General features: G+C 71.6%; 18 protein-coding genes. 15 read left to right on the top strand and 3 right to left on the bottom strand.

The window, feature by feature from the left end; translation table 11 throughout:
* Positions 1 to 112 precede the first annotated feature (112 nt).
* Together ACZ4NB_RS08655 and ACZ4NB_RS08650 are read right to left on the bottom strand one after the other, a co-directional pair.
* On the bottom strand, positions 113 to 439 hold the full coding sequence (locus tag ACZ4NB_RS08655) for a hypothetical protein (RefSeq protein WP_467659413.1): 327 nt from the start codon (positions 437 to 439) through the stop codon (positions 113 to 115).
* Between the two features lie 59 nt (positions 440 to 498).
* Positions 499 to 2,052, bottom strand: coding sequence for an alpha/beta hydrolase (locus tag ACZ4NB_RS08650; protein WP_467659411.1), 1,554 nt, complete (start codon positions 2,050 to 2,052; stop codon positions 499 to 501).
* A 377-nt stretch (positions 2,053 to 2,429) separates the two neighbouring features.
* On the opposite strand from ACZ4NB_RS08650, the gene ACZ4NB_RS08645 reads away from it, so the two are divergent.
* From ACZ4NB_RS08645 to ACZ4NB_RS08575, 15 genes are all read left to right on the top strand, one after another.
* A complete protein-coding gene (locus tag ACZ4NB_RS08645) occupies positions 2,430 to 2,789 on the top strand; it encodes a hypothetical protein (RefSeq protein WP_467659410.1) in 360 nt (119 codons plus the stop codon).
* A 744-nt stretch (positions 2,790 to 3,533) separates the two neighbouring features.
* A complete protein-coding gene (locus ACZ4NB_RS08640; RefSeq protein WP_467659408.1) occupies positions 3,534 to 4,349 on the top strand; it encodes a GNAT family N-acetyltransferase in 816 nt (271 codons plus the stop codon).
* Positions 4,346 to 4,471, top strand: a complete 126-nt coding sequence (locus ACZ4NB_RS08635; RefSeq protein ID WP_467659406.1) for a putative leader peptide — start codon at positions 4,346 to 4,348, stop codon at positions 4,469 to 4,471. Before ACZ4NB_RS08640 ends, ACZ4NB_RS08635 begins: the two co-directional genes overlap by 4 nt.
* 75 nt (positions 4,472 to 4,546) lie before the next feature.
* A complete protein-coding gene (locus tag ACZ4NB_RS08630) occupies positions 4,547 to 5,758 on the top strand; it encodes an LLM class flavin-dependent oxidoreductase (protein ID WP_467659404.1) in 1,212 nt (403 codons plus the stop codon).
* Positions 5,759 to 5,779: 21 nt separating this feature from the next.
* Positions 5,780 to 7,156, top strand: coding sequence for an NtaA/DmoA family FMN-dependent monooxygenase (locus ACZ4NB_RS08625; RefSeq protein ID WP_467659402.1), 1,377 nt, complete (start codon positions 5,780 to 5,782; stop codon positions 7,154 to 7,156).
* On the top strand, positions 7,153 to 7,278 hold the full coding sequence (locus tag ACZ4NB_RS08620) for a hypothetical protein (protein ID WP_467659831.1): 126 nt from the start codon (positions 7,153 to 7,155) through the stop codon (positions 7,276 to 7,278). Before ACZ4NB_RS08625 ends, ACZ4NB_RS08620 begins: the two co-directional genes overlap by 4 nt.
* Positions 7,271 to 8,389 (top strand): LLM class flavin-dependent oxidoreductase, encoded by a 1,119-nt coding sequence (locus tag ACZ4NB_RS08615; RefSeq protein ID WP_467659400.1) that lies wholly within the window; start codon positions 7,271 to 7,273, stop codon positions 8,387 to 8,389. The genes ACZ4NB_RS08620 and ACZ4NB_RS08615 overlap by 8 nt, the downstream gene beginning before the upstream one ends.
* Before the next feature lie 68 nt (positions 8,390 to 8,457).
* On the top strand, positions 8,458 to 9,504 hold the full coding sequence (locus ACZ4NB_RS08610) for an amino acid ABC transporter permease (RefSeq protein ID WP_467659398.1): 1,047 nt from the start codon (positions 8,458 to 8,460) through the stop codon (positions 9,502 to 9,504).
* Positions 9,501 to 10,265 carry an amino acid ABC transporter ATP-binding protein gene (locus tag ACZ4NB_RS08605; protein WP_467659396.1) on the top strand — a complete coding sequence of 255 codons (765 nt, stop codon included), beginning with the start codon at positions 9,501 to 9,503 and terminating at the stop codon, positions 10,263 to 10,265. Before ACZ4NB_RS08610 ends, ACZ4NB_RS08605 begins: the two co-directional genes overlap by 4 nt.
* 38 nt (positions 10,266 to 10,303) lie before the next feature.
* Positions 10,304 to 11,293, top strand: coding sequence for an ABC transporter substrate-binding protein (locus ACZ4NB_RS08600; RefSeq protein WP_467659394.1), 990 nt, complete (start codon positions 10,304 to 10,306; stop codon positions 11,291 to 11,293).
* A 220-nt stretch (positions 11,294 to 11,513) separates the two neighbouring features.
* Positions 11,514 to 12,092 (top strand): carboxymuconolactone decarboxylase family protein, encoded by a 579-nt coding sequence (locus tag ACZ4NB_RS08595; RefSeq protein WP_467659392.1) that lies wholly within the window; start codon positions 11,514 to 11,516, stop codon positions 12,090 to 12,092.
* Complete coding sequence (locus tag ACZ4NB_RS08590; protein ID WP_467659390.1) at positions 12,089 to 12,940, top strand: RNA polymerase sigma-70 factor; 852 nt, start codon at positions 12,089 to 12,091, stop codon at positions 12,938 to 12,940. Before ACZ4NB_RS08595 ends, ACZ4NB_RS08590 begins: the two co-directional genes overlap by 4 nt.
* 211 nt (positions 12,941 to 13,151) lie before the next feature.
* Positions 13,152 to 16,049, top strand: coding sequence for a TIR domain-containing protein (locus ACZ4NB_RS08585; protein ID WP_467659388.1), 2,898 nt, complete (start codon positions 13,152 to 13,154; stop codon positions 16,047 to 16,049).
* A 124-nt stretch (positions 16,050 to 16,173) separates the two neighbouring features.
* Positions 16,174 to 16,791: a YdcF family protein gene (locus tag ACZ4NB_RS08580; protein ID WP_467659387.1), complete on the top strand. Its 618-nt coding sequence runs from the start codon at positions 16,174 to 16,176 to the stop codon at positions 16,789 to 16,791.
* 129 nt (positions 16,792 to 16,920) lie between these two features.
* Positions 16,921 to 17,199: a hypothetical protein gene (locus tag ACZ4NB_RS08575; protein WP_467659386.1), complete on the top strand. Its 279-nt coding sequence runs from the start codon at positions 16,921 to 16,923 to the stop codon at positions 17,197 to 17,199.
* A gap of 88 nt (positions 17,200 to 17,287) precedes the next feature.
* Here the strand turns inward: ACZ4NB_RS08575 and ACZ4NB_RS08570 are convergent, their stop codons facing one another.
* Positions 17,288 to 17,959: a TetR/AcrR family transcriptional regulator gene (locus tag ACZ4NB_RS08570; RefSeq protein WP_467659385.1), complete on the bottom strand. Its 672-nt coding sequence runs from the start codon at positions 17,957 to 17,959 to the stop codon at positions 17,288 to 17,290.
* Positions 17,960 to 17,982: the final 23 nt, after the last annotated feature.

Genomic DNA, 17,982 nt, shown 5'->3' with positions numbered 1-17,982 from the left:
GTTTCCCGGCAGTTCCGTGACTCGGCGTCACGGATCCAGGGGGTGCCTCGCCAGGACACCCCCTGGCAGTCCGTGGCGGTCGGTAGCCGTCCCTAGCCGTCCCTCGCCGTCCCTAGCCGTTCTCCCGGCCGGGGAGCGGCGCCCCTTGGAGAAACGCTCGATAGGCGTCCGCGGCGTCGTCCTCCACGGTCGGCCCGTCCGGTCCGTACCGGGTGTCGCTCCGGTCGCGTTTCGGCCCGGAGATCCAGAAGTCCTCATGGGATTCGACGTCGTAGAAGTTCGCGTCGGGCAGTCCGAGACCCGTACCACGTCGCAGGGTCCGCCCCTGGAAGTAGGCCGTCTTCCAGGTCTTGGAGAAGTCCACCCACCCGATCCACGAGGGCCCGCGGTCGATGCCGTGGCCCGTTTTCAGCTGCACGAACATGATTCTGCGAGGCATGGGCCCAGCATGGCCGACGGCGCTGTTCCAGCACACCGGTTTTTGCCGGCGTCCCTGTGTCAGCGAGGGCAGTCGGCGACCTTGTCCGGCAGCTCTCCCTCGACCAGGTACGTGTCGACGACTCGGTCGGTGCACGCGGACGGCTCCCCCGAGGCGTACGCCCCGTGCCCCTGGCCCTTGCGCACGAGCAGCGAGCTGTGGTCCAACTGCCGGTGCACCGCCTGCGCGTTCGCCAGCGGAGTGTGCGGATCGTCGGTGTAGGACACCAGCAGCACCGGTGCCGCCCCGGCTGCCCTGATCGGCTCGACCTCACCGGTCGGGGCGATCGGCCACGTCGCGCAGTCGATCATCTGCCAGGTGTAGTAGCGCCCGAAGAGCGGTGACTGTTCGGCGGCCGCGTCGGCGGTGTCGAGCATCTGCTTCGGGGACTTCGGCGCGGACGGGGAGTCCAGGCACAGCACCGCCGGCATGCTCAACGAGACGTTCTCCTCGGCCCGCTCCTCCTGCGGCGTCAGCTGCCCGCCACCGCCCTCGTCGGCCATCGCGGCATCAAGGCGCTCGAAGGCGGTCCCGTCCCCGGCCAGGGCGGCCACCAGGGCATCGGTCAGTCGCCGCCAGTCCTCTTCGGCCGTCACGGCCGTGCTCAGATACGCGGACAAGGCGGTGTCGGTGAATTCCTCGCCGTCGGCCCCGCGCAGCGGCTTCTGCTCCAGCTTCCCGGCGAACGCGGTGATCCGCCGCAGCACCTCCCCGGCCGTGGCTCCCAGACGGTGATCCCCGCGCGCGACGAGGTCCCGGGCGTATCGACGCATCGCCGCATCGGCGGTCCTGATGTCGAGCCGGGCGACCTGCCGCAGGTCCGCGGCGGGGTTCACGACACCGTCGAGCACCATCCGGCCCACCTTGTCGGGAAACAGCTTCATGTACTGCTGGCCGATGAAGGTGCCGTAGGAGAAGCCGGTGTAGTTCAACTTGGCGTCTCCCAGGACCGTACGCAGCACATCCAGGTCGCGCGCGACGCTCACGCTGTCCATGTGCGCGAGAACGGCACCGCTCGCCCGCCGACAAGCCTGGGCACGCCTGGTCGCGTCGGTGAACGTCCGCTCGGCCGCCGCTTCGGTACGCGGCGGGTTCTCGGGCCCTTGCGCCACGCCGTCGGGGCACTTGATCTGACCGGAACCGGCGGTGCCTCGTGGGTCGAAGCCGACCAGGTCGTAGCGGGCCCGCGCCTTGTCACCGGCCCGCCAGTTACCGTCCGCCACGTCGGAGGCACCGCCCGCGCCGGGCCCGCCGGGGTTGAAGAGCAGTGACCCGAGCCGGTGACCGTGATCCTCGGCCCGCACGCGCGACACCCGCAGTGTGACGGTCTGCCCGTCCGGGGCGGCGTAGTCGACGGGGACCTTCACCCAGCCGCACTCCGCGCCGGGCACCGGCTTGGGGGTGACGTCCGTGCCACAGGCCGTCCACTGGACCTTCTGCTGCGCGAAGCGCGCCGGCAGCGCCGGGACGGAAGTGTGCAGGTCCTTGGCGTCATCGGGGCGGGACGCCGCGGCGCCACCGACGCCGCAGACCGTCACCACCAACGTGGCGGCGGCCAGTGCACCAGCGGTCAAGGCTGTGGATATGCGGGGTATGGGCATCGCCGATCTCGCTCTCTCACTACTCCCCAAGGAAGCATGCGCACAGGCGTCGGCACCTGGCTATCGGCCCCGTCACAGTCGCCGTACGAGGCGGCTTACGCAGGGCGTTCGCGCGAGCGCGCAGGGCGATCGGCCGAGGGGTGCCCGGCGTCCCACCGCGGCGTCCTGGCCGGAGCCGTTCGCGCTGGTCAGGGGGTGGGACATCCCAGGAGTGCGGCAGTTCGGCGGCAGGGGTGGCCACACCGGCGGCGCGCCCCGCACGCTCGACGGCGTAGCTCGGGCGGCGCGGCCCGCCGCCCTCTCCCACACGCCAGGGAACGCCAGAGCACCAGAGGAAAGGACTTCGCGCCATGAGGAACACGCTCCGTAAGCGCCTCGCACTCGCCGTCGCGGCGGCGGCGCTCGGCGGTGGGCTCGCCCTGCCGGCCGGGCCCGCCATGGCCGCGCCCGCACAGGTGGGCCCCGGGGACCGCGCCACCACCGAGGCCACGGAGGGCGCGGGAATCCTGGGCACCGCTCCGGCCTGCGTCCGGCGGGACGTCATCAAGCACGAGAAGAAGGTGACCGTGGGGAACGACTGCGGCCACGCCATGCACCTGAAGGTGGTCATCAACTGGGGGCCCGACTCGCGCTGCCTGACCTACCAGAACGGCCAGGCATGGACCTGGCACTGGGGGATGGGCTCCTACGGCAAGGTCGTCACCTGCTGAGCCGCTTCTTCGGGCAACTTCGGCGCCGCGGCCGTGCGCATGGCCGCGGCGCCTCTGCGTGGCGGCCTGACGGTGCCGTGAAGGAGCGAGTGAGGGCGGGGTCTCCGGCGCCCCTGAGCGGGGCGTCCAGTGCCAACTCGGGCGGCGGGAGGCCCTGTTGCCGCGCCCGTACGTGACCGCCGCGCAGCGTGGACTCCACGGCGTCCGCGTGCGGTCGAGCGAGCTGCGCCCCCGCAGCGGCGGGGAGGCTCACTATGTCGGCAGTGCGAAAAGTGTTCGGATCTTCTTGACCCAAGCGCGGGATGTCTGCTGGACTCCCGTGCCATGACCCCGCGCGTGGACCTGACTCGGCGGCGCCACATCGACCTGGCGCAGGTGGCCAGCGCGTTCTGTCGTCGCTGACCCCGGAGGGCGCGTGGGCGAGGGGCTGTTCGTGCAGGCCGATGTGGCCGCTGCGGGCCCGTCGCGCTGCCTGTCGGTCTGAGACCGGCCAAGTGTGCCGTCAGGTGCGGCGAGAGCGCACCACCTGAGCGGGGCGGCGGTCGGTACCACCTCTTCCGCTGCCGCTCGACCGGCATGAGGCACTTCTCGTGCGGTCGTCGGTCGGCCCCGGCCCCGGCCCCGGCCTCGGCCTCGCGGCCGGAGCGGCCGGCTGCCGACTCCCCGGCCGCTCGGCCCGCCGTCCCCATTCGCTCCCACTCCCAGCAACCGGCTGTGCGTCCAGTCCGTCGAGGGGACCTCCTCATGCCTCTGTCCATCCACAAACCCACGGGCCCGGTCGGCGCGGTCGTCGAAGGTGTTGACTCCGCGGCGGCACGGCACGTCCTGGACAACCCCGCCTGGGCGGCCCTGACCGGCCCTCACGCCCGCTTCGCCGAGCGGGTCGGCGGTGCCGTCCGCTACCCCGTCGATGTCTCGCCGTTCACCGCCCTTGAGGATCCGGCCGACCCGCGGTGCTGGGACGACCTGGCCACACTGGTCGGCCCGGGAACCGTCACACCCGTCTCCGGGGTGCCGGACCCGCCCGCCGGATGGGAGAGCGTGCAGAGCATCCAGGGCGTGCAACTGGTCGACACCGGCCTGCGCACCGAGCCCGCCCCCGAAGCGGTGCGGCTCGGGCCCGACGACGTACCGGAGATGCTGGACCTGGTCGCCCGGACCCAGCCCGGCCCCTACCTGCCCCGGACCGTCGAACTCGGCACTTACCTCGGCATCCGGGACCGCGGCCGACTCGTCGCCATGGCCGGCGAACGGCTCCACCCGCCCGGCTGGACCGAGATCAGCGCGGTCTGCACCGACCCGGCCCACCGCGGCCGCGGCCTGGCCACCCGTTTGATCCGCGCCGTGGCCGCCGGCATCCGGGACCGCGGGGACACCCCCTTCCTGCACACCTCCGCCGCCAACACCGGGGCCATCCGGCTGTACGAGTCGATCGGCTTCACCCTGCGCCGTCGGACCACCTTCCAGCAGGTCCGCACGCCGGGCCGCCAGACCGAACAGCCGGTGTCGTCTTCGGCGTTGCACGGCACAGCGCGAGCGAATGGGGAGGTGCGGCGATGACGGTGGTGCCGGTGTCCGTGCCGCTCGCCGTCGCCGTCGTCGCCCCGCGCGGCTGCGTCCACCTCTACGGGCGGCCGCATATCGACCTCCAGCGCGTCGCCGGCGCGCTCTGTCCGGCCTGATCTGTTCCCCGCCGCCGAGACCTCCCGCCGGAGGTCCGGTGATCACGTACGGTCGATCAGGAAGGCAGTCCGTTCATGTCCGCATCGCTTCCCCCGCTCCACCTTGCCGTCGCACTGGACGGCGCGGGCTGGCACCCGGCCGCATGGCGCGAACAAGGGGCCCGCCCCCGGGAGCTGTTCACCGCCGGCTACTGGGCCGATCTGGTCACCGAGGCCGAGCGCGGCCTCATCGACCTGGTGACCCTCGAGGACGGCCTCGGCCTGCAGTCCTCCCACTACGGCGAGTTGGACGGCCGCACCGACCAGGTCCGCGGCCGCCTGGACGCCGTACTGATCGCGGCGCGCATCGCGCCCCTGACCCGGCACATAGGTCTAGTGCCGACCGTGATCGCCACCCACACGGAGCCGTTCCACATCTCCAAGGCGATCGCCACCCTCGACTACGTCAGCACCGGCCGGGCCGGCCTTCGCGTACAGATCACGGCCCGCCCGAACGAGGCCGACCACTTCGGGCGCCGCGCCTTTCCGCCGATCGATCTGGAGGAACTGAAGAGCCCGGCCGGACAGGAACGGCTCACCGACCTCTTCGACGAGGCGGCCGACCACGTCGAGGTCGTCCGTCGTCTCTGGGACAGCTGGGAAGACGACGCGGAGATCCGGGACGCCGCCACCGGCCGCTACATCGACCGCGCCAAGCTGCACTACATCGACTTCGAGGGAAGGCGCTTCACGGTGAAGGGCCCGTCCATCACCCCGCGCCCGCCGCAGGGCCAGCCGATCGTCAGCGCCCTCGCCCACCAGACCCTGCCGTACCGGCTGGTGGGCCGCCAGGCCGACATCGGCTACGTCACCCCGCACGACGCCGACCAGGCCCGTGCGATCGTCGCCGAGATCCGAACCGAGCAGGGGGCGGCCGGGCGGGCCGGCGAGCCGCTGCACGTCTTCGGCGACCTGGTGGTCTTCCTCGACGACGACCAGGCCGCCGCCGAGGACCGGCGCGCACGCCTGGACGACCTCGCGGGCGAGCCGTACACCAGCGACGCGCGCATCTTCACCGGCACCCCACCGCAACTCGCCGACCTCTTGCAGGAGTTGTCCGAGGCGGGGCTGAGCGGCTTCCGGCTGCGGCCGGCCGTCGCCGGGCACGACCTGCCCGCCATCACCCGCGGCCTGGTCCCCGAACTCCAGCGCCGGGGCGTCTTCCGCACCTCCTACGAGGCCGACACCCTCCGCGGACTGCTGGGCCTGCCCCGCCCGGCGAATCGCTACGCCGCCGTCGTCGCCTGAGCCGGAAGGACCATACCGAACATGAGCAAGCCGCTGAAGCAGATCCATCTGGCCGCGCACTTCCCGGGCGTCAACAACACCACCGTCTGGAGCGACCCCGCGGCCGGCAGCCATATCGAGTTCAGCTCCTTCGTCCACTTCGCGCGCACCGCCGAACGCGCCAAGTTCGACTTCCTGTTCCTCGCCGAGGGGCTGCGGCTCCGCGAACAGGCCGGGCACATCTACGACTTGGACGTCGTCGGGCGACCCGACACCTTCACCGTCCTCGCCGCGCTCGCCGGCGTCACCGAACACCTCGGCCTGACCGGCACCATCAACTCCACCTTCAACGAGCCCTACGAGGTGGCCCGCCAGTTCGCCAGCCTCGACCACCTCTCCGGCGGCCGCTCCGCCTGGAACGTGGTCACCTCCTGGGACGCCTTCACCGGCGAGAACTTCCGCCGCGGCGGCTTCCTCCCGCAGGAGGAGCGCTACTCCCGCGCCAAGGAGTTCCTGGCCACCGCGAACGAACTGTTCGACTCCTGGCACGGTGACGAGATCGTCGCCGACCAGGCCACGGGGGTCTTCCTGCGGGACGCCAAGGCCGGCTCCTTCGTGCACACCGGGCAACACTTCGACATCCACGGCCAGTTCAACGTCCCGCGCTCCCCGCAGGGCCGCCCCGTCGTCTTCCAGGCCGGAGACTCCGACGAGGGCCGCGAGTTCGCGGCCGCCGGCGCCGACGCCATCTTCAGCCGGTACGCCGCCCTGGAGGCGGGCCAGGCGTTCTACACGGACGTCAAGAACCGGCTCGCCAAGTACGGCCGTCGCCACGACCAGCTGCTGATCCTGCCCGCCGCCACCTTCGTGCTCGGCGACACCGACGCGGAGGCAAAGGAACAGGCACGGGAGGTACGCCGCCGGCAGGTCAGCGGGGCCACCGCCCTCAAGCACCTGGAGTTCGTCTGGAACCGGGACCTGTCGTCGTACGACCCGGAAGGGCCGCTCCCCGACATCGACCCGGACATCGGCGACGACCACATCGCCAAGGGCCGCGCCCAGGTGCGCATGTACCGCGACCCGCTGGCCACTGCCCGCGAGTGGCGCGAACTCGCCGCCGCCAACGGCTGGTCGATCCGCGACCTGGTCATCAACACCGGCAACCGGCAGAACTTCGTGGGCTCCCCGGTGACCGTCGCACAGCGCATCAACGACCTGGTGCAGGCCGACGCCAGTGACGGCTTCATCCTCGTCCCGCACCTCACCCCGTCCGGGCTCGACGACTTCGCCGACAAGGTCGTCCCCCTGCTCCAGGAGCAGGGCGTCTTCCGCACGGAGTACGAGGGGCCGACCCTGCGCCACCAGCTCGGCCTCGCCCTCCCGGACGCCGTACGGGACGAGCGGCGGGTGGCCTCGTGAAATTCCTCGCCATCACCTCGATCGTGCACCGCCCGGACCCGGTCGCCGGGGTGCACAAGTCGACGCACGACCGGTCCCGCGAGGTGCTCGACAACGCGCTGGAGGAGCCCGTCCATGTCTGACATCCCCCTCGGCATCCTCGACCTGGTGCCGATCCCGTCCGGCTCCACCGCCGCCGACGCCCTGCGCAACTCCATCGACCTCGCCCAGCAGGCGGAGCGCCTCGGCTACGCGCGCTACTGGTTCGCCGAGCACCACCTCAACCCCGGTATCGCGGGCACGTCCCCCGCCGTCGTCCTCGCCCTGACGGCCGCCGCGACCTCCACGATCCGGCTCGGCTCCGGGGCCGTACAGCTCGGCCACCGCACCGCCCTGAGCACGGTCGAGGAGTTCGGCCTGATCGACGCGCTGCACCCGGGCCGCTTCGACCTGGGCCTCGGCCGGTCCGGCGGCCGCCCGCCGGGACAGCCGGCGGTCACGGCGACGCCGGTCGTCGACGGCCGCGCCCCCAACGGCCTCCTCATCCCACCGCGCTTCTCCTTCGAACGCCTCCTCGGCTCACCCCGGATCGCCCTCCAGCGCAAGCTGCTCCTCCTGCCCCACGCCGAGTCGCAGGACTACGCCGAGCAGATCGACGACCTCCTCGCCCTGCTGGCCGGCACCTACCGTTCCCCGGAGGGCATCGAGGCGCATGTGGTGCCGGGCGAGGGCGCCGAGGTCGAGGTGTGGATCCTGGGCAGCAGCGGTGGCCAGAGCGCCGAGGTCGCGGGCGCGCGGGGCCTGCGGTTCGCCGCGAACTACCATGTCAGCCCGGCCACCGTCCTGGAGGCCGTGGAGGGGTACCGGTCCTTCTTCCAGCCCTCCGACTTCCTCGACAAGCCGTACGTCAGCGTCTCGGCGGACGTCGTGGTCGCCGAGGACGACGACACGGCCCGCGAGCTGGCCACCGGCTACGCCCCATGGGTGCGCAGCATCCGCACAGCCGAGGGCGCCATCGAGTTCCCGACCCCGGACGAGGCCCGCGCCCACGTGTGGTCGGACGAGGACCGGGAGCTGGTCCAGGACCGGGTCCAGACCCGGTTCGTGGGCTCCCCGGCGACGGTGGCCGACCGGCTGGAACAGCTCCAAGAAGCCACCGGAGCCGATGAGTTGCTCATCACCACCCTCACCCACGGCCACGCGGACCGGGTGCGCTCCTACGAGCTGCTGGCCGAGGAATGGCGGCGGCGATGAGCCGCGAACGGGCGACCGTCCCACCACACGAACACACCTCCCCCCAGAACCTGTGAGCAGGAGCCACGATGGGACTCACCACCGATTCCGCGCCGGTCGGCGCGGCCACCCCGGGCGGCGGGCCGGCCGCCCCGCCGACCGCCCCGGACGATCCGGCCTCGCTCCGGGTCGTCCCCGCCCGCCACCCCCTCCGCTGGGCGGCGGCCGTCGCCGTAATGGTGCTGACCGCGCAGTTCGTGCACGGCCTGGCCACCAACCCGGTCTGGGAGTGGGACGTCTTCCGGGCGTATGTGCTGTCCGAGACCATCGTCGCGGCGGTGGGGGTGACCCTCCAGCTCACGGTGTACGCCACGGTGCTGGGGTTTGTCCTCGGCACGGCGCTGGCCTTCATGCGGCTGTCGCACAGCGCCGTTCTGCAGACCGTGTCCTGGACCTATATCTGGGTCTTCCGGTCCATCCCGATGATCGTCCAGCTGGTGTTCTGGTTCAATCTGGGGGCCCTGTACAAGGAACTGGGCGTCGGCATCCCCTTCGGCCCGGTCCTGTGGTCCGTGGACAGCAACAGCCTGATCGGGACGATCGGGGCGGCGCTGATCGGGCTGTCGCTCCATCAGGCCGCCTACGCCGCCGAGATCGTGCGCGGTGGGGTCCTCGCGGTGGACGGCGGCCAGCTGGAGGCCGCGGCCGCACTGGGCATTCCCCGGTTGCGGCAGATCCGGCGGATCGTCCTGCCGCAGGCGATGCGCGCCATCCTGCCCACGGCCGGCAACGAGATCATCGGCCTGCTCAAGGGCACCTCGGTGGTCTACGTCATGGCGATCGGCGAACTCTTCTACCAGGTGCAGGTCGTCTACGGCCGCAACGGCCGGGTGATCCCGCTGCTCATGGTCGCCACCGCCTGGTACGTGTTCCTGACCTCGGTGCTGTCCGTCGCCCAGTACTACGTGGAGCGCCGCTTCGCCCGTGGCGCGAACCGGACCCCGCCGCCCACCCCTCTCCAGCGTGCGCGGCGCTTCGTACGGGACCTCCGTGCCGCCGCCGCACGGCCCCACCGGCCCGTGCCGGCCGGTCGTCCGGCCCTGGCGCCACTCGCAGAACCCGGAGTGCACCGATGAGCCAGGCCATGGTCGACGTCCGCGGCGTCCACAAGAGCTTCGGCCCCCTGGAGGTGCTGCGCGGAGTGGATCTTCGGGTCCGGCCGGGCGAGGTCGCCGTGATCCTCGGTCGTTCCGGCTCCGGGAAATCGACACTGCTGCGCACCATCAACCACCTGGAGAAGGTCGACCGCGGCTGGATCGGCATCGACGGCGAGCTGATCGGCTACCGCCGCTCCGGCGGCAAGCTGTACGAGCTGAAGGAGAGGGAGGTCCTCAAGCAGCGCACCCAGATCGGGTTCGTCTTCCAGAACTTCCACCTCTTCCCCCACCTCACCGTGCGGGACAACCTCATCGAGGCCCCGGTCTCCGCGCTGCGCCGGCCGCGCAAGGAGGCCGTGGCGGTGGCCGAACGGCTGCTGGCGCGGGTCGGTCTCGCCGACAAGGCGGACGCCTATCCGCGGCGGCTCTCCGGCGGCCAGCAGCAGCGCGTGGCCATCGCCCGGGCACTCGCCCTCGAACCGAAGGTGCTGCTGTTCGACGAGCCCACCTCGGCGCTCGACCCGGAGCTGGTCGGCGAGGTCCTGGACGTGCTCAAGGACCTGGCCCGGACCGGCACCACCATGATCGTCGTGACCCATGAGATCGGCTTCGCCCGCGAGGTCGCCGACACCGTGGTGTTCATGGACGGCGGTGTCGTCGTGGAGCAGGGGCCGCCCTCGGCAGTCCTGGACGACCCGCGGCACGAGCGCACCCGCGCCTTCCTCTCCAAGGTCCTCTGACCGCCCCTCACCCCGTTCCGCACGCAAGGAGTTCGACCGTGTCCCACCGCCTCGCCCGCCCCGTCGCCGCAGTCTCCCTCGGAGTCGCCGCCGCGCTCGTCCTCGCCGCCTGCGCCAACCCCACCGACGGAGGTACGACCGACGTCGCGGCCTCGGGCGATGGGTCGGGAAGGACCAAGATCAACAACAGTCCGGACCAGAAGCGGGTCACCACGGACAAGGTCGGTTCTGTAGCCGCCGAAGTGCCGGCGAAGATCCGTAAGAGAGGCACCCTGAAGATCGTCGGATCCGCCGGCAGCGAACCGCCGCTGGGCTTCTACGCCACCGACGACAGGACCCGCATCGGTGTGGAGATCGACCTCGCCCATCTGGTCTCCAACGTCCTGGGGCTGAGGCCCGACTACACCGCCGTCTCCTGGGAGAACATCTTCGTCGGCCTGGACAGCGGCAAGTACGACGCCGGCTTCAGCAACATCACCGACACGGAGGAACGCAAGGAGAAGTACGACTTCGCCGGCTACCGCAAGGACAATCTGGCCTTCGAGGCCAAGCGGGGCAGCGGACTGAAGATCCGCGGCTACAAGGACGTGGCGGGCAGGACGGTCGCCGTGGACACCGGCACCAATCAGGAGAAGATCCTTCTGGAGTGGAGCAGGCGAGCCGAGAAGGCGGGCCTGAAGCCGGTGGACATCAAGTACTACAAGGCCCAGGCGGACACCTACCTCGCCCTGGAGTCCGGCCGGATCGACCTCTTCCTCGGCCCCAACCCGACCGCCGCCTACCATGTGGCGTCCGCCGGGAAGACCGAGATCGCCGGTACCCAGTCCGGTGCCGGAGCCGGCCTCCAGGGCCTGATCGCGGCCACCACCAAGAAGAACAACGGCCTGGTCAAGCCACTCGCCGACGCGCTCGACGAGATCATCGAGAACGGCACGTACGCCAAGGTGCTCAAGCGCTGGGGGCTGTCCGACGAGGCCGTCGAGAAGTCCGAGATCAACCCGCCCGGCCTGCCCAAGAGCAACACCTAGGGCCTGACCCATCGGACAGGCCCTAGCCCTCCCGGGGCGCGGGAGCCGCACGGCTTCCCGCGCCCCGGCTCCCCCTGCGGGGGGCCGGCGCGCGGTCGCCGGCAGGCAGGTACAGGATGGCCCGGCTCGCTGTTCCTCCTCGATGTCACATGCGTGTCCCCGGCGGTGTCTTCATGTCAGACACGTACACGCATCCGCACCGCACAAGGAGAACAGCATCATGGCGCTACGCGTTCCGAAGGCCGAGCTTCCCGCCGAGTTGAGCGAAAACCTGGTCGAGCAGCTCGGCGAAGTCCCCGAGCCCGTCGCGGTGGTGTGGCACAGCCCCGAGGTCGCCACCTCCAATCTGGAGTTCTCGGCGAAGCTGAGCGAGTGGGATGCGGCCGACGCGGGCCTGAAGTCGTTCGCGCATATGGCCGTCGCGGCACAGGTCGGTTGCGGCTGGTGCCTCGACGTCGGCTACTTCCAGGCACAGAACCAGAACCTGGACCTGGCCAAGGCGAGCCAGGTGCCGCGCTGGCGGGAGTCGGAGGTGTTCACCCCGCTGGAGCGGGACGTCCTGGAGTACGCCGAGGCCATGACGAACACCCCGCCGACCGTCACCGACGAGCTGTACGGGGGTCTGCTCGACCGGCTCGGCCCGGCGGCGATGGTCGAACTCACCGCGTACATCGCCTTCGTCAACATGGCGACCAGGAACAACAACGCACACGGGGTCATGTCGCAGGGCTTCTCCGATGCCTGCGGGATTCCGCTGGCCGAGCGCTCCGAGCCGTCCGGTGCGGTGCCGACGGCATGACTCAGGACCCGTTCGTCGCCCATCGCAGCCTGCTGTTCACGGTCGCCTACGAGATGCTCGGGTCGGCCGCCGACGCGGAGGACGTGCTGCAGGAGTCCTGGCTGCGGTGGGCCGACGTCGACCACGCCCAGGTGCGCGAGCCGCGGGCCTACCTGATCCGGCTCGTCACACGGCAGGCCCTCAACCGACTGCGGACGCTGTCCCGCAGCCGCGAGGACTACGTCGGCGAGTGGCTGCCGGAACCGTTGCTGACCAGCCCTGATGTCGCCGAGGACGTCGAGTTCGCGGAGAGCGTCTCGATCGCGATGCTGACCGTCCTGGAAACCCTCAGGCCAACGGAGCGGGCGGTGTTCGTGCTCCGCGAGGTCTTCGACATGCCGTACGGCGAGATCGCCGAGGCCGTCGGGAAGTCCGCGGCAGCGGTGCGGCAGATCGCCCGGCGGGCCCGCGAGCATGTGGCGGCCCGGCGGCCCCGAATGCGGGTCAGCCCGTCGGAGCAGCGAGCCGTGGTGGAGCGGTTCCTGGCCGCGCTGCGGACCGGGCGGGTACGGGAGCTGATGGAGGTGCTGGCTCCGGACGTGGTCCTCGTCGCCGACGGCGGCGGGCTCGCGGCCGCCGCCCGCAGGCCGATCCACGGGGCCGAACTCGTCGCCACGATGCTCGCGCGCCCGGACCGGGTGGTGTCGGCCGTGTGGCTCAACGGCGCGCCCGCGGCCCGGATCGAGGTCGACGGCCGGCTGGCCGCGGTCAGCCTCGTCGTGGAGAACGGGCGGGTCACCCGGATCCATGCGATGGCAAACCCGCGGAAGCTGACGCGGCTGGACGAGCCGGCCGCACTCGTCCGATAGGTCCGCGGCCGCTCCGGCGCCGTGGGGGTACAGGCGGCCCGACCCCGGACCACCTGTACCCCGTGCCCGGCCATGGCCGAAGTCACCCTGGTCCCGGCAGACTTCACGGGACACCCGGATCGTCGTCTGGGATCATGTGGCTTCGCCGGCCGAGCGGGGTGGACCATCGGACGGGGCCCTGTGGCGCGCTTCCCCCATGTGAGGCAACACGATGCCGTCGACCAGCACCGCGACCCGATACACCTACGACGCCTTCCTCTCCTACAGTCACGGGGCCGACGCCAAGGTGGCCCCGGCCGTGCACAGAGCGCTCAGCCGCCTGGCCAAGCCGTGGAACCGGCCGCGCGCCCTGCGGATCTTCCGCGACCAGGCATCCCTGGAAGCCAGTCCGGACCTGTGGGCCACCATCGAGGCCAAGCTGAGTGCGAGCCGCCATCTCGTCCTGCTCGCCTCGCCGCAGGCCGCCCGCTCCCGCTGGGTGGCCCGGGAGATCGCCTACTGGAAGCAGCACCGCGAGCCCGCCACCTTGCTCATCGTGCTCACCAGCGGCGCCATCCACTGGGACCACACCGCGCGGAACTTCGACCGGACACGTACCACCGCCCTGCCGCCCGAGGTGTTCGGGTGGTTCGAGGCCGAACCCCTGTGGGTCGACCTGAGCTGGGCCGGGAGCGAGGTCGAACTGTCCCTGGAGCACGCCCGGTTCCGCCAGGACATCGGCACCCTGGCGGCGTCCCTCCACGGAGTGAGCAAGGACGCACTCGACAGCGAGGAGGTCCGCCAGCACGCCAGAACGGTCGGTGTGCGGCGCGGGCTGACCTGGGGCCTGGTCTTCTTCCTCGTCGCCTCGCTCGTCTTCGGTGTCATGGCCCAGACCCGTGGCGACGAGGCCGAGCGCCGGCGCAAAGAGGCGGACGGGCAACGGCGGGTGGCCACGGTGCGCGCGCTGCTCGCCGAGTCGAGGAGCCGCCTGGCGGACGATCCGCGCATCGCCGTCCGCCTCGGCCTGACCGCGTACAGCCTGCGCCCCACCACGGAAACCCGCGCCGCCTTGGTCGACGTACTGCAGCGCACGCCGTACGCGGGCGCAGCGCGCGGGCCGGACGACATCGGCCAGTTCGTCCGGCGGCTCTCGGACGACGCCGGCGTCCTGGCCGTCGCGGACAAGGGCACGCTCAAGCTCTGGGACGTCTCACAGCCCGGACGTCGCCGCCTGCTGCACCGTCTCACCCCGCCGCCCGGGGACATCGAGGACATCGCCTTCAGCCGAAACGGACGCACCCTCTTCGTGGCGGCCACCAAGGGCCACGCCCTGTGGGACATCGCCGGGCCCGGCAAGCCGCGGCCGTTACCGGGCCTGCCCGGCGCGACGGGCCTGGACGGCGGCGGGTTCGGCGACGGCGACCGGATGCTGGCCACCGTGCGCGACGACAAGGGCGGCAGCGGCCGGATGGACCTCTGGGACGTGGCAGCCCCCGGCCGGCCGCGCCGTCTCGGCTCGGTGACCGGAATCTACGACGCCAAGGACGTCGAGATGAGCCCCGACGGCAAGACCGTCGTGAGCGCCACCGGGAAGATCACCCTCGACGAGGCGGACACGGGGAAGATCACCATTGAGCACGGCAGCGGGATGACCGTGTGGGACACCTCCGCCCCGGCCCGTCCGCGCCGCCTGGGGCGCCAGGACGCCTGGGGCGGAGCGCTCGTTTTCAGCCCCGACGGACGCACCCTGCTCAGCAGCCACGGCAGGACCGCCTACGTCTGGCGCATCCGCCCCTTCCGCGCACCGCAGCTGCTCGGCAGGCTCCGCGGCCACCGGGGCGCCGTGACGGACGCCGGCTTCGGACCGGACGGCAGGACGGCGGTCACCCTCGACGACAAGGGAAGCGCGGTGCGCTGGGACCTGGCCCACCCCGACAGGCCGCGTTCCCTGGGAATGCTGCGCGACGGCGATCTGCGTTCCGGCGAGGACGTCGCCTTCACGCCTGACGGACGGTACATCCGAGAGGTCGACGGCAGCGATGCGGTCGCCAGCTGGCGCGCGGACTCCGAGACCGGTCCTCGGCAACGCGCCCGGACGGCCGCAGACCCGGTGGCCGTGGCGGCCGTGGCGATCTCCCCGGACGGGCGCACGGCGGCGACCGCGGGTATGCGCGCGCTGGTGCTGTGGGACATCACCGACCCCGACCGGCCCCGCCAACTCTCCGTACTGCGCGGCTTCTCCGCGTCCATGACGGACGTGGCGTTCTCGGCGGACGGCCGCTACCTGGCCGGAGGCGACGGCGCCAGCCGGGTCATCCTGTGGGACGCGTCGAACCGGCGCAGCCCCCGCAAGACCGCGACCCTGCGCACCCGCGGCCCGGTGGCCTCGCTGGCCTTCAGCCCACGAGCCCCGCTCCTGGTCACGTCCGGAAACCACCCCCGGTTCACCGGGGACATCGACGGCTGGGCGACCCTGTGGGACCTCAAGGGCGCGCGGCCCGTGGAGACCCGCTCGTACACCCTCAAGAGCTACACCCACGCGAGTGTGGCCTCGTTCAGTCCGGACGGCGGGCTGCTCGCGCTCCCCGGCGCCGGCAGCGGCCTGTTCGACATGAGCGACCCGCACCGGCCCCGTCACCTCAAGTGGGACCCGGTGGCGGTGCTCCAGAGCGACACGGCGTTCAGCGCGAAACGCAAGCTGCTGGCCGTCGGCGAAGACGTCTACCGGGTCAACGGGACCTCGCTGTCCGAGCACGCCGTTGAGCTTCCCGATGCGCCCCGCGTTGGCGGGCGGGTGGCCTTTCACCCCGACGGCAACCTGCTGGCCGAGGCGGACGACGACGGCACGGCGGCGCTCTGGGACATCGGAGATCTCCAACATCCCCATATGGCAAGCGAGTTGCCACCGCTCGACGACAGCATCGACGACGTGGCGTTCACCCCCGACGGCCGTACGCTGCTGACGGTCGGCGGCGACGGCACGCTGCGCCTGTGGGGCCTGGGCCCGCTGCCCGCCGTTGCGCACGACCCGAAGCGCCTGGCCTGCCAGGTGGCCGGCGGCGGCCTGGACCGCACCCAGTGGCTCCAGCACGCGCCAGGACTGCCTTATCAAGACCTGTGCCGCTGACGACCTTGCGCAAGGGCGATGCACCGGCGCCCGACGCCCTGGAAGAGGCCGCGGAGGTAACGGTCCGCGTCCTCAGAGGGCACGCCCTGCCAGGCGGCCTCGGGACAGCCCTTAGGCTCGCGGTATGCGATCCGCGTGGGTGGTAGTGGCAGGAGCGGCCTCCGCCCTGGCCTGGGGCGAGTGGTTGAACCGGCGGTGGTCCCGCACGCTCGTCGGGAACCGCGAGGGCGACACCACGGCCGTCGTCGTGCTGGGCTACCGCAATCCGCACCCCTCGATCAACATCGTCAACCGGTGGCGCGTCCGTGCCGGGCTGCGCTCCGTCGCCTCCGACGGAGCGCGCGACACCCAGGTGATCTTCAGCGGAGGCGCGGCGGGTGGCGGCCCTGCCGAGGCCCGGCTGATGGCCGACTACGCCAAGTCCGTGCTGAGGTTCGACGGTCGCGTACTCATCGAAGACCAGAGCAGGACGACGTGGGAGAACATCGAGAAGGTGGTCCCGCTCCTTGAAGGTGCGGATCGCATCAAGATCACCTCCCAGCCGGCTCACGGGCTCAAGGCCCGCGCGTATCTGCGCCGGCAGCGCCCCGATCTCGCCGCGCGACTCGTGCCCGCGGATGACTACCGCCCCGGCGAGTGGACGGTACTCAAACCCCTGCTGGCTCTGTACGGTCTCTGGACGCTCCGCGGCATCGAAGCCGATGAACGAAAGCCCTTGCAGCCTCCGCCGGCAGGGGGTTGAGCCGGGCACCGGTGCCGGTGCCGATCCGGCGGGTGTCCCTCTGCCGTCGCACTCCGCCGCCGGGAATATCCCTGCCCCCCTGGGGCTTGGCAGTGACGTTCGACCGGATCGGTAGTCCTGGGGGGCGGAATGAAGGATGAGCGCGCACTGGCCACCGAGACCGTGACCGAGGCCGAGCGGCGGGCCGTCATCGAGGCCCGATTGCCGTCCCACAGGTGGCCGGAGCGCACACTGTCGGTGGTCGCCGTGCACGCCGCCACCGGCCGGACCCGGGTCTTCGACCGTACCTCCGGCGTCGACCTGGTGGACGCCGTGACGGCGAGCTGCGCCATCCCAGCGGGCCACGCCGGTTTCGCCCAGGGCCGGGCGGCCGCGCAGGACATCGCCGTGCTGTGGAACAAGGCGTAGCGAACGGCGCGACAGCGGTGGCCGACGGCGTCAGCTCGCTGGACCTCAACCGACCGGGGCCCGCGCCGTCATGACGGTCCTGGCCGCCCTACCGCTGTGACGGCGGGCCCTGACCGTCGTCCTCCCCGGCCGGTGACTGTTGCGAGAGCGCCGTCCAGGAGCGCAGCAGCAGGTCGAAGGCGTCCACGACGACCTCGTCCTGGATGCCGTCGGGGGTCAGCAGGCGCTGGATGAGCAGGCCGTCCTCCAGGGCGTGGACGATCAGGGCCAGGAACGCGGGGTCCGCGGGCGAGGCGACGCCGCGGGAGGCGAACGCCCGCTCCAGGCCGGTGGTGTGGGCGTCGCGGGCGAGGAGTTCGCGTTCGGCGAGCAGCGGACGCAGTGCGTCGTTCCGCAGGGCGTACAGGACGAGTTCCATGCGCAGGGCGAGCCATTGGGGCAGGTGCTGGGCCCGGTCGCGGTTCCAGCCCCGGAGCCTGTCGAGCGCGTCGGCGCCGGAGGCGGCGTCCTCGGTGAGGGAGCGGACCTCCTCCAGTTCGCGGCGTGTGCGGTCGTGGAGCAGCTCGGCGACGAGGGCGTTCTTGTCCTCGAAGTTCCCGTAGAAGGCGCCGCGGGTGTACCCGGCGCGCTCGGCGATCTGCTCGACGGAGGTGCCGTTGACCCCTCGTTCGGTGAACAGCTCGGCAGCGGCGGCCAGCAGGCGGTGCCGGGTCTGCTGTCGGCTCTCTTCACGGCTCAGGCGCTTGCGTTCAGGTGTCACAGCGGCATCCTACGGCGCGCCGG

The sequence above is a fragment of the Streptomyces sp. NPDC026575 genome (assembly GCF_055567415.1).
The sequence above is the reverse complement of the archived record's forward strand: the minus strand, read 5'-3'. Positions and strand labels throughout refer to the sequence as shown.